The organism is Ignavibacteriales bacterium (genome assembly GCA_016700155.1).
Classification (GTDB): Bacteria; Bacteroidota; Ignavibacteria; order Ignavibacteriales; family Ignavibacteriaceae.
In genome coordinates, this window is record CP065001.1 from 3,422,336 (window position 1) to 3,435,630 (window position 13,295).

The following is a 13,295-nucleotide window of genomic DNA, read 5'->3' on the forward strand; positions in this document are numbered from 1 at the left end:
TTTTTCTTCAGACCAATTCAGGATTCAAATTATGAATGTGTTTTTCAGGACAGCCTGCTACTTAGCCTTTCTTACAATTTCTATTTTCTTTTTAAGCTGCAACAAAGATGAAACCGACCCCGATAGTGAATTAAACGTTGACGAACGCGTAAATAAACTTCTTGCCGATATGACGCTTGAAGAAAAAATCGGACAGATGACACAAGTAGAAAGGAACGCGTTAGACAGGATCGAAGACATTCGTGATTTTAAAATCGGCTCTTTACTGAGCGGCGGCGGATCAGCACCATCAAGTAATACCGCGCAGGGCTGGGCTGATATGTATGATACTTACCAGGCTTACGCGGTTACAACAAGATTAAAAATACCATTGATCTATGGTATCGATGCCGTTCATGGTCACAACAATGTAAAGAACGCTGTGATCTTTCCTCACAACATTGGTCTCGGCTGCACACGAAATCCTGCATTGGTTGAACAAGCTGCAACAATAGTCGCAAGGGAAGTTGCAGCAACCGGAATTGACTGGACATTCTCACCATGTATTGCGGTTGCAAGAAATGAACGATGGGGAAGAACTTATGAAAGTTTTGGTGAAACTCCTGAACTTGCAGTGATGATGGCAGAAGCAAAAATAAAAGGTTATCAGCAAGGTGATCTAAGTGCAAACACATCAGTACTTGCATGCGCCAAACATTTTCTTGGTGACGGCGGAACAGTTGACGGTGATGACCAGGGAAACACGGTTTGTGATGAACAGACTTTAAGACAGTTACATCTTCCGGGATACATTGCGGCTATACAGCAGGGTGTTGGTTCAATTATGATTTCATACAGCAGTTGGAACGGACAAAAACTTCACAGCCATAAATATCTTCTTACAGATGTTTTAAAAAATGAATTGGGTTTTAAAGGATTCCTGATCAGTGATTACGCTGCAATAGATCAGATCCCCGGCGACTTTGCAAGTGATATTGAAATCTCTATTAACGCCGGGCTTGATATGATAATGGTTCCTGACAGATACAAAGAATTCATCAGCATACTGCGTACTCTTGTCAATAATGGGAAAGTACCAATGTCAAGAATTGACGATGCAGTAAGACGAATATTAAAAGTTAAAATGCAGATGGGGCTGTTCGAAAGACCATTAACTGACAGAAGCCTCACCGCTTCACTTGGTTCTGCCGCTCACCGTGAAGTTGCTAGAGAATGTGTGAGACAATCCTTAGTGCTTCTAAAAAATTCCAACAGTGTTTTACCACTTTCAAAAAACCTTACACGTATTCACGTCGCAGGTAAAAATTCAAATGACATCGGAAATCAATGCGGCGGTTGGACAATTAGCTGGCAAGGCGGAAGCGGAGAAATCACTCATGGAACAACAATACTTGAGGCAATTCAAAATACAGTTTCAACATCAACACAGGTAACACATTCGATTGATGGAAGCGGTGCAGCCGGCGCTGATGTTGGCGTTGTCGTTATTGGTGAAACTCCTTACGCAGAATATAACGGTGACAGGGATGATTTAAGTTTATTATCAGAAGACATTCAGGCAATTAACAGGATAAGAAATGCCGGTGTGCCTGTTGTTGTTATTCTTGTTTCAGGCAGACCAATGCTTATCGAACCAACCTTAAATAATGTTGACGCGTTTATCGCAGCATGGCTTCCGGGTACTGAAGGTCAGGGTGTAGCAGATGTACTTTTCGGTGATTACAATCCAACCGGAAAACTTTCTCATTCATGGCCAAGAAGTATGTCACAGATTCCTGTAAACAACGGAGATATAAATTATGATCCGTTATTTCCTTATGGATTTGGATTAAGCTATTGAAAAATTTTTTACAACAAACGGATGCAGGATATGAAGATTTATCCTGTGTTGATATTCTAACTCTTGCAGAGGAAAAAATGAAAGCAGCTTTCTTTAAAACGATTTATCCTATACTACTATTCGCCGCTATGTTTTTACTTCTCGGTTTTGTTGTTAATGAAACCGGTGATAAAAAAAATGTTTCAAACCTAAACTCCGTTATTGAAAGTAAAATTGATTCAGTGTTAAGCCTAATGACACTTGAAGAAAAAGTCGGACAATTGAACCAGCTTTCATTTGGTATTGGATGGGGACCAACTGTTCAAAGCGTAGTTCCGGATGAATACAAAGTAATGATAAAGGAATCAAAGATCGGTTCTTTTCTTAATGCTGTCGGTGCTGATTTTACAAGAGATCTCCAACGGATTGCTGTCGAAGAAACAAGAATGAAAATTCCATTGTTGTTTGGATATGATGTAATACACGGATTCAAAACTACATTTCCTGTTCCGCTTGCAGAAGTAAGCAGCTGGGATCCTGAAGTTGTAAGAATGTCTGCAATGTACCAGGCACTTGAAGCTTCATCAGTCGGTATTCATTGGACGTTCGCACCAATGGTTGATATAGCCCGCGATCCGCGCTGGGGAAGAATTGTTGAAGGCGCCGGTGAAGATACTTATCTCGGAACAATCATGTCTGTCGCGCGTGTTAAAGGTTTGCAGGGTGATCTTACATCGAACAAAAATATTGTTGCTTGTGCAAAACACTTTGTTGGCTATGGTGATGCTGAAGGTGGTCGCGACTATAATACTGTCGATATGTCCGAAAGAACATTACGCGAAGTTTACTTCCCTCCTTTCAAAGCTGCTGTTGATGCGGGCGCTGAAACATTTATGTGTTCGTTCAATGAAATTGCGGGTGTTCCGCTTTCTGCAAATAAATATATACTAACCGATATACTCAGGAACGAATGGGGCTTTAATGGTTTTGTGGTCAGCGATTGGAATTCTATCGGCGAAATGATAAATCATGGAAATGCCGCAGACCTTAAACATGCCGGTCAGTTATCAATCAATGCCGGTGTTGATATGGATATGGAATCAAGGTCATACATAAACAATATGGTTGATCTTGTAAAATCCGGACAAGTTTCTGAAGCAATTGTAAATGAATCTGTACGAAGAATATTAAGAATAAAATTTAAACTTGGTTTGTTTGATGATCCTTACCGTTACTGCAGCAAATCATTCGAAGAGAAAACTGTAATGAATGAAGAGATGCAGAATGCAGCTCTTGAAGTTTCCCAAAAATCTATCGTGCTTTTGAAAAACGAGCAAGATCTTCTTCCATTAAAAAAAGATTTAAAGACTATAGCTGTTATCGGTCCGCTTGCAGAAAGTAAGTCTGATCCGCTTGGCTCTTGGTATCAGCAGGGAGATTCAAATGATGTTGTTACAGTTGTTGAAGGATTAAGAACAGAACTTTCAAACAACACAAAAATTTTATATTCAACCGGATGTACAATTGACGGAACATCTAAAGAAGGATTTAAAGACGCGGTTGAAAAAGCAAGTCAATCCGATGTTGTAATACTTGTGTTGGGTGAAAAAGGATCTATGAGCGGTGAGGCAAGAAGCAGATCATCAATTGAACTACCCGGTGTACAGAATGAACTGGCAGAAGAAATTTTTAAAACAGGCAAACCGGTTGTTGTTGTTTTGATGAATGGAAGGCCGCTTTCAATTAATAATATTTCTAAAAAAGCCGACGCGATTGTTGAAGCATGGTTCCTTGGCATTAAGTCAGGTGATGCAATTGCTGATGTACTGTTCGGTAATTACAATCCTTCTGGAAAACTTCCTGTTACTTTTCCGAGATCAGTCGGACAAATTCCGATTTACTATAATCACAAAAACACAGGAAGACCTGGTGATCTGAACAATAACTACAGTTCAAAATATGTTGATCTTGAAATGACTCCACTCTACCCGTTCGGTTACGGATTGAGTTACACAACTTTTTCTTACAGTGATATAAAATTAAGTTCACAAAAAATTAATAAGAATCAAAAACTCACTATATCCGTTGATGTTACCAATAACGGGAAAACGGATGGCGAAGAAGTTGTCCAGCTTTATCTGCGTGATGTTGTTGCTTCAGTAACAAGACCGGTTAAAGAATTAAAGGGATTCAAAAAAATATTCCTGAAAAAAGGCGAAACACAAACTGTAACATTTAAAATTTCAAATGAAGAACTGAAATTCTGGAACATTGACATGCAGTTTGTAAGCGAACCTGGAAAGTTTGATGTTTTTGTCGGAACAAATTCTGTCGATGTAAAGACAACATCATTTGAACTGATTTATTAAAACATGTAATAGAATGCTAAAATCTTGGTTGTTCTGAATTTGCTTAAGATGTAAAATTAAATTCAGGATATCTTAATAATGAGATGAACAGTTGCAGAGAATAAGTTTTATAAATGCTAATAACGGAGACATAAATGAAACGAACTATTTTAATTGAATTATTTTTAATCTCAATCTTTACTGCAACATTTTGTTTTGCAGGATGCAGTGAAGATGAACCTACTGAACCGAAAGATACTATTCCTGATCTACCGGGCTGGACATTAGTCTGGAATGATGAATTCAACGGAGAAAATATTGATCTGACAAAATGGTCGCACGAAGTTAACGGCGACGGCGGCGGCAATAACGAACTTCAATACTATACAAACTTTGCCGAAAATTCTTTTATTGAAAACGGTGCGTTAGTTATCCAGGCGTTGAAAAAAAATTATCTTGGTAAAGAATATACGTCTGCTAGAATGAGAACGATGAACAAAGGTGACTGGACTTACGGTCGTTTTGATATCCGTGCAAAACTTCCTTACGGACAAGGACTATGGCCCGCAATCTGGATGCTTCCGACCGATTGGGCTTATGGCGGCTGGCCTACAAGCGGTGAGATTGACATTATGGAATTGCTTGGTCACGAACCAAATAAAGTTTACGGAACAATTCATTATGGTCCTGCCTGGCCAAACAACCAGCACAGCGGCGGAAGTTATACTTTGCCAACAGGAAATTTTGTTGAAGAATATCATGTCTTTACATGTGAATGGGATTCAACAGGAATGCAATGGTATGTTGACGGCAACAAGTATCACACTGAAGTTCATGGTCAGCCGTTCGATAAAAGGTTTCACATACTGTTGAATGTAGCTGTCGGCGGTAACTGGCCCGGTAATCCGGCACCGAACACGCCATTCCCTCAGCGAATGACTGTTGATTATGTAAGAGTTTACACTAAAAATTAATTTACCTTAACCGGAGTTCTAATGAAAAAATATTCCATACTTCTAATGTTAATTACTATGACTGCAATTAATATTTCTTTTGCACAAACAGATAAACAAACTGTTCATCCATTTGAAAAAGAAGTAACAATTAAACTTTCTACAAACTATCTTTTTTTTCTTCCTGAAAATTATTCTGAAGAAGGTGAAGCATTTCCACTTGTTCTGTTCCTTCACGGTGCCGGAGAACGCGGCTCTGATATTGAAAAAGTAAAAGCTCATGGTTTACCTAGATTAATCAGTGAAGGGAAAAATTTTCCGTTTATAGTTGTATCACCGCAATGCCCTGAAAATCAATTCTGGAATACAGATATGCTCGCCGCACTTCTGGATGAAATTGAATCAAACTACAATGTTGATAAGAACAGAATTTATGTTACAGGATTAAGTATGGGCGGACATGGAACATGGTCACTTGCTCTTCAACAGCCCGAAAGATTCGCGGCAATTGCACCTGTCTGCGGCTGGAGTAATCCTGAAAAAGCATGCACATTAAAAGAAATCCCTATATGGGTTTTTCACGGTGCAAAAGATTTTGTTGTACCTGTAAGTTCATCTGAACAGATGGTTGACAAACTGAAAGAATGCGGCGCGGATGTTACTCTTACAATTTATCCTGAAGCGGGACATGATTCCTGGACAGAAACATACAACAACGATGAATTATATAAATGGCTGTTATCACATTCACTGAAAAAATAATCCTATGGAAATATTAAAATATTATTGTGTCATTTTTATTTTTCTTTTTACATCAAACATTTTTTCGCAAAACAGTTTTGTAACAGTAGATGGTAAAAATTTTATTGATGTTGAAGGAAAACCGATACTGTTAAAAGGCATTAATCTTGGCAACTGGCTTGTACCCGAAGGATATATGTTCCACTTCAAATCTGTAAACGCGCCGAGAATGATCTATGAATTTTTTAATGTCCTTGTCGGTGAAGATGAAGCGAATAAATTCTGGAATTCATTCAGAGAAAATTATATCACTAAAGAAGATATTCATTATATCAAGTCACTTGGATTCAATTCAGTGAGAATCCCATTCAACTACAGGCTGTTTGTAACTGAATCACCGTATTATGAATTGAAAGGTGTCGGTTACGAATTGCTGGACAAGGCAATCAAATGGTGTAGGGAAGAAAATCTTTATGTGATACTTGATATGCACTGCGCTCCGGGCGGGCAAACCGGCGATAACATTGATGATAGTTTTGGTTATCCATTTTTGTTTGAAAGCCCTGAAAGCCAGCAGTTGACAATAGACATCTGGAAAAAACTTGCCTCGATTTATAAAGATGAAACTATAATTATCGGTTATGATTTTTTGAATGAACCAATCGCACACTATTTTGATGTTGATAAACTTAATCCAACGTTTGAACCTTTCTTCAAAAAATTATCTGCCGAAGTAAGAGCGATTGACCCCAATCATATTTTCTTTATTGCCGGTGCTCAATGGAACAGCAACTTCAAAGTGTTTGGTCCTCCTTTCGATGATAAACTTGTTTACACATTTCATAAGTACTGGACTGAACCAACGCAGGATGTTGTACAGGATTATATCGACTATGGAAATAAATATAATGTACCTATATGGATGGGTGAATCCGGCGAAAACACAAATGAATGGATCAATGAATTCAGAACAATGCTTGAACAGAATAATATCGGATGGTGTTTCTGGCCTTACAAAAAAATGAACAGCACGCGCGGAATTGTTTCTGTCAATCAACCTGAAAATTTTGATCTGATAATTGAGTTTGCAGACAAGAATGATCTCTCATATTCTTTTATAAGAGATAATCGTCCTGATTTTGAAAAAGTAAAAACTGCACTGAAGCAGTATTTAGAAAATTGTAAACTGAAAAATTGTGAAGTGAATAACGAATATATAAAGGCACTTGGTTTGAAGTAGGTTCTTATGTCAGTCCTAACATTAAATAAATTGTAATAGTGCTGTCATTCCGAACTTGTTTCGGAATCTGAACAGCGCGTTTATCCGTAGATTATCAACTGGAAACTTTCGTAAAAACTTTTTGTAACGAGATTTTAGCCCATCACACTTCGACAAGCTCAGTGTGACATTATAATAAATCTTACAGATGTCATACTGAACCTGTCGAAGTATGACATCAGTGTTTCGTAAAGAAAATATCCATATCTATAACTTCATATGAAAAAAATAATTTTCATTCTATGTCTCTTAACATCCCTCGCATATTCACAATATGAAGACACAGGAAAAAGAGGCGCTCACTTTTCCAGAAGAATGTATGTTGAATCACCAATTCCGGTTTATGAAACCAGCAGGAATAAACTTCCCTCACCCGTAATTGAAGATAAACCTGAATGGGTTCAACTTTACTGGAAAACATGGCAGCTTGCTTTCAGTCATTTCAAGCAGCCGGTAAAGGGCTCACCTTTTGTTTCAAATTATCTTGATGAAGCTTTTGCTCCAAACATTTTTCAGTGGGATACATTTTTTATGATAATGTTTGCAAGGTACGCTCATCACGTTTTCCCATCGATACAATCACTCGATAATTTTTATTGCAGGCAGTATGAAAATGGTTATATATGCCGGGAGATTGTTGAAGCAACCGGAGAAGATTTTGTTTTTGAAGGACGTGAACATACAGTCAATCCTCCCCTGTTCAGTTGGGCTGAGATAGAGAATTTTAAAATTACAGGGGACAAAACAAGATTCAGACTTGTCTTACCTGCACTTGAAAAATATGCTGAATGGCTTGAGTCGTACCGTAAAAAAGGAAACACTAAACACAATCTTTACTGGCAGACAGGTTTGGGTTCCGGAATGGATAACACTCCGCGCAGCGGGTCGGGCTGGGTTGATATGTCCGCACAGATGGTGATGATGTACAATGATATTTCCAAAATGTGTGATGAAGTTGGATATGCTGATAAATCAAAACTCTATAAGGAAAAAGCAAATGACATCAGCAAAAGAATTAATTCTTTTATGTGGAATGAAGAAGACGGATTATACTATGACGTGGATGATACCGGAAGCCAGGTAAAATGTAAAACTGTTGCATGCTTCTGGCCAATGCTTGCGGGTGTTGCTGATGTGAATCAATCCCAAAAACTTTTAGCTAATCTTAAGGATCCAAAATCATTCTGGAGAAAAATTCCTTTTCCTTCATTAGCTGCAGATGAAAAAAAATATAAAGCTGACGGGGAATACTGGCTTGGCAGTGTTTGGGCTCCGACAAATGTTATGATAATAAAAGGGCTTGACAAATTCGGAACCGGTCATAACAACGCATACAACTTTAATGAGTTTGCAACTCTTGCGGCAGAAGAATATCTCAACGGCATTTATGAAGTTTATAAAAGAACGGGATCTATATGGGAAAACTATTCAGCCGAAGCTTATATAAGAGGAGTATGGTCAAGACCTGATTTTGTTGGCTGGACTGGCTGCGGGCCAATTCAACTATTGATTGAAAATATACTTGGCTTCCGTCCAAACGGAGTTGATAACTCTTTAACCTGGTACATTAACAGAATAGACAAACACGGAATTGAGAATCTTACTTTTGGCGACGTTACAGTTTCATTAGTCTGTGAACGCAGAGAAAACGTTAACAGTGAGATGATCATAAAAGTATCAGGCAGCAAACCATTTAAATTAATTGTTAAAAATTCTAATAGCCTTGAACAGGTTTTTGAAATACCTGCGGGAAATTTTAATATAACAGTGAAACTTTAGAAGAATATTAACAGAAATAAAATGAAAAATTTAATCTTAACTACTGTAATACTTTTATTCACATTGGGCTTTACAAATAACGATCCTGAAACCCCGGCATACAAAAACAAAAGGTTATCAGTTGAAGAACGTGTTGATGATCTGCTAAACAGAATGACACTCGAGGAAAAAATTGAAATGCTTGGAGGCACCGGGTTCGCGACAAAAGAAATTAAACGGCTCGGTATTCCGCCGCTAAATATGACAGACGGACCAATTGGCGTGCGATGGGAAAATGCAACTGCATTTCCATCCGGAATATTGATGGGGGCAACATGGAATCCTTCACTTATAGAAAAATTTGGTAAAGCACTTGCTGAAGAAACAAAAGCAAAAGGTCGTCATGTCATACTTGGTCCTTGTGTTAACATAGCGCGTCTTCCGATGGGCGGAAGAAACTTTGAAAGTTTTGGCGAAGACCCTTTTCTAACATCACGATTAACTGTCAATTACATTAAAGGTGTTCAAAAAGAAAATGTTGTTGCAACAGTAAAACATTTTGCGGCTAACAACCAGGAACATCAACGTGATTTTGTAAATACAATTGTTGATGAACGAACACTCAATGAAATTTATTTTCCCGCGTTCAAATCAGCAGTTGAAGAAGCCACCGTACTTGCATTGATGTCAGCTTACAATAAATTGAATGATCATTATTGCAGTGAGAATGATTACCTGCTCATTGATAAATTGAAGAATGATTGGAAGTTTAACGGTCTGGTAATGTCCGATTGGGGCGCTGTTCACAGTACTGTACCCACTTTTAACAGCGGACTTGATCTTGAAATGCCGGACGGTAAATATTTAAATAATGAAACTCTGTTTGATAAAATAAAATCAGGAGAATTATCAGAATCCAGACTTGATGATAAAGTAAGAAGAATACTTAGAGTAATGTTTACAATCGGTTTCTTCGACAACTACCAGTATGACGAATCAAAATTAAATAATGATGAACATAAACAACTCGCACTTGATATAGCTAAAGAAGGAATTGTTCTGTTGAAAAATAATAATTCAATTCTTCCTTTGAATGTTGATAAAATAAAATCGATAGCAGTTATAGGTTCAAACAGTAAGATTGCACGAACCGGCGGCGGCGGAAGTTCGCAGGTTGAACCATTCTATTCAGTAAGTCCTTTTGATGCTCTTCAAGAAAAAATCGGGGACAAGGTAAAACTCAGTTTTGCACAGGGTGTTTTATTTGATGGTGACACAAAACCAATTCCAGGCAAATTTCTTTTTACAAAAGATGATGGCAGTGAAAACGGTTTAACAGCAGAATATTTTGAGAATAAAAATCTTGAAGGAATTTCTTCACACAAAAGAATTGATGAGCAGATCAATTTCAATTGGGAAGGCGGTTCACCTTTTAAGAATTTTCCAAAGGATAATTTCTCAGTAAGATGGAACGGTTATCTTAAAGTTGATGTGACCGGGAAATATTCGCTCGATGTTTCAAGTGATGACGGAATACGTTTATATGTTAATGATGAACCCGTTATAAATGACTGGACAGATCATGCGTTTTTAACAAACTCATATTCAATTCAACTTGAAGCAAACAAGTATTACAAAATAAAAGTTGAATACTACGAAAACGGCGGCAGCGCTGCTGTTAAACTCGGTTGGCAGTTACCTGGAAATGATTTACTTACCGAAGCAGTTAATACAGCAAAGGTCTCCGATGTTGCTATAATATTTGCCGGTACGAGTGCTAATTATGAAAGTGAAGGCTTTGACAGGAAAAATCTCACTCTTCCCAAAGGTCAGGATGAATTGATTAAAGAAGTTTCAAAAGTAAATAAGAATACAATTGTAGTTCTGATTTCCGGTTCACCTGTTTTAATGAATGAATGGATTGATGAAGTTCCCGCAATACTTGAAGCATGGTTTGCGGGTGAACAATCAGGAAATGCAATTGCAGAAATTCTTCTCGGTCAATCAAATCCATCCGGGAAACTTCCAATGACTTTTCCAAAACGATGGGAGGATTGTTCAGCTTTCAATACTTATTTGAAAGAAGATGGAACAACGCGCTACGAAGATGGAATTTATGTCGGCTACCGTCACTTTGATAAAAATAATGTCGAACCTCTCTTCCCTTTTGGTTACGGACTTTCATACACATCGTTCAATTATAGTGACTTAAAATTATCATCAAAAGATTTGCAGAAGAATGATAAATTGAGTGTGAGCTTTAAACTAAAAAACACCGGGAAAGCAAAAGGTGAAGAAGTTGTTCAGCTATATATAAAAGATATGTTGTGTTCTGTTGATCGTCCCGAAAAAGAATTAAAAGGATTTGATAAAATCAGTTTGAACCCCAGTGAAGAAAAAATTGTTGAACTAACTATCGATAAAAATGCTTTATCATTTTTTGATGTTAAAACAAAATCATGGATTGCCGAACAAGGTGAATTTGAAGTGATGATAGGAAGTTCATCGCGTGATATAAAGCTCAAAGAAAAATTTATACTTAAATAAACTGTACGGGAAAAATATTTTTATGCTAAGATATTGTTTGATGATACTGATGTTTGCTGTCCCTGTTCTTGCTCAGATAAACAGTAAAGTTGTTGCAAAGATAGGCGATAAAGAAATTACTGATTCTGAATTCCGCGCGAGATTTGAATTGATGCCGCACGTCACAGAACGGCAACACAATGAAGACTCAACCAAACTTGATTTTCTCTATTCACTCGTAGCTGAAAAATTATGGGCGCTTGAAGCTGAGAACCTTGGCTACGCTTCCTCCGAAGTGCTAAATCATTCAATCGCTGAAATTGAAAAGATGTATGTACGTGATGCCCTGTTTAATAAAGAAGTTGAAAGCAAAACATCATTCACCGAAAAGGATGCGATTAGAGGAATGAAAAAAGCAATGACTGTTCTTGAACTTGATTTGTTCAGTTCAGAGGATTCAACTGCAATCAATTCAATTTATCGATCGTTAAAAAGCGGTGCTGGTTTTGATTCAATAAAAAATATATACAATAATATAGCTTCGAAAGATCCCCTTTACATTTCGTTTGGCGACCTCAGTGATGAAATGATCGAAGACAGCCTTTATTCATTAAAAACGGGACAATATACTTCGCCGTTAAAAAATAATTCCGGCTGGTTTATTTTCAGGTTGAACAAAAGCATCCCGAAAAAACTAACTGCTGAAGAAAATCAAAAGTACAATACATTTGTCAAGACAATGACTAAAGAACGTCGTGCAATGAAGGAAGTAAATGAATATCTCAATAAAATTCTTTCAGAAAAAATTGTTGATATTGATAAAGAAATATTCAGATCGCTTTCAGCAAAAGTTGTTGAGATAATTTCTTTCAAAACAAAAAAAGATACATTAGATTTATTTGCGTTAAATGAATTTGATGTTCGCGATATTCTTGTTTCGCTTCCGGAACAGACCGTAAACTCGCCCTTTATAAAATTCGAAGATGACCCGATGTCATTGAGAGAATACCTTTACAGTTTGAATCTCTCCGGCTTTATTGTTAATAGCAAATCACCTTCTGTGATTGAAAAAAAACTTGCAGCTTCTGTAAAATCATTTACAGAAAAAGAATTGATAACACGTAAGGGTTATAAACAAGGATTGAATAATCTTCCTGAAGTAAAAAAAGATATTCAACTCTGGAAAGAAAATTACCTGGCTCAGATCCTGAGAAATAATTTCACTGATTCCGCAAGAGTAAGTGATGATGAAGTTTACCAGAGATATCTTAAAACTGTAAAAGATAGTTCATCTCTGACACAGGTTAATATTGCAGAAGTGCTGACAGATAAGCTTGAAATCGTTGAACAGGTATTAAATGAAGTTGAAGCCGGTGCTGATTTTAAACAGCTTGCCATAACTTATACTAACCGTAAATGGGTTAAGGAACGAGGCGGAGATTTTGGGTTATTCCCTGTTACTATGTTCGGGGAGATCGGGAAGACTGCCGCAACATTAAATATGGGAGATGTTTACGGTCCGTTAAATACTCCTGAAGGATATTCAGTTTTTAAAGTTCTCGAAAAGGTTGAAAGTAAAAGTTCTTTCACTCAATCATTTGAAGAAGCTAAAGATCAGATAAGAAACGATCTGTTCATAGAAAAACTTGAATCAAAATACAATGACTATACAAAAGAGCTTGCAAAAAAATATAAAGTTCAGTTGAATGAGTCAGCCGTTTCAAAACTAAAACTTACAAACGTTCAAATGTTCACTTACCGCTATATGGGTTTTGGAGGAAAGATAACTGCTGTTCCTTATACCAAGCCCTGGTATGAATGGTATCACGAAATGAAACAGGAAATTGTAGAGGCACCATAGAATGTTCCGC

General features: G+C 37.3%; 8 protein-coding genes. All 8 read left to right on the forward strand.

From position 1 onward, the window contains the following. Positions 1 to 31: 31 nt before the first annotated feature. The 8 genes from IPM56_14275 to IPM56_14310 all read left to right on the forward strand — a co-directional run bounded on the left by IPM56_14275 (position 32) and on the right by IPM56_14310 (position 13,285). A complete protein-coding gene (locus IPM56_14275; protein QQS35401.1) occupies positions 32 to 1,840 on the forward strand; it encodes a glycoside hydrolase family 3 C-terminal domain-containing protein in 1,809 nt (602 codons plus the stop codon). 77 nt (positions 1,841 to 1,917) lie between these two features. After that, positions 1,918 to 4,188 carry a beta-glucosidase BglX gene (bglX, locus tag IPM56_14280; protein QQS38320.1) on the forward strand — a complete coding sequence of 757 codons (2,271 nt, stop codon included), beginning with the start codon at positions 1,918 to 1,920 and terminating at the stop codon, positions 4,186 to 4,188. A 134-nt stretch (positions 4,189 to 4,322) separates the two neighbouring features. Beyond that, positions 4,323 to 5,141: a glycoside hydrolase family 16 protein gene (locus IPM56_14285; GenBank protein ID QQS35402.1), complete on the forward strand. Its 819-nt coding sequence runs from the start codon at positions 4,323 to 4,325 to the stop codon at positions 5,139 to 5,141. Between the two features lie 21 nt (positions 5,142 to 5,162). Continuing rightward, complete coding sequence (locus IPM56_14290; GenBank protein QQS35403.1) at positions 5,163 to 5,882, forward strand: prolyl oligopeptidase family serine peptidase; 720 nt, start codon at positions 5,163 to 5,165, stop codon at positions 5,880 to 5,882. 4 nt (positions 5,883 to 5,886) lie between these two features. Next, positions 5,887 to 7,101 carry a cellulase family glycosylhydrolase gene (locus IPM56_14295; GenBank protein ID QQS35404.1) on the forward strand — a complete coding sequence of 405 codons (1,215 nt, stop codon included), beginning with the start codon at positions 5,887 to 5,889 and terminating at the stop codon, positions 7,099 to 7,101. A gap of 258 nt (positions 7,102 to 7,359) precedes the next feature. Further along, on the forward strand, positions 7,360 to 8,919 hold the full coding sequence (locus IPM56_14300) for a hypothetical protein (GenBank protein ID QQS35405.1): 1,560 nt from the start codon (positions 7,360 to 7,362) through the stop codon (positions 8,917 to 8,919). A 21-nt stretch (positions 8,920 to 8,940) separates the two neighbouring features. After that, positions 8,941 to 11,445, forward strand: coding sequence for a glycoside hydrolase family 3 C-terminal domain-containing protein (locus IPM56_14305; protein QQS35406.1), 2,505 nt, complete (start codon positions 8,941 to 8,943; stop codon positions 11,443 to 11,445). A 22-nt stretch (positions 11,446 to 11,467) separates the two neighbouring features. Continuing rightward, positions 11,468 to 13,285 carry a peptidylprolyl isomerase gene (locus tag IPM56_14310; GenBank protein QQS35407.1) on the forward strand — a complete coding sequence of 606 codons (1,818 nt, stop codon included), beginning with the start codon at positions 11,468 to 11,470 and terminating at the stop codon, positions 13,283 to 13,285. Positions 13,286 to 13,295 lie beyond the last annotated feature (10 nt).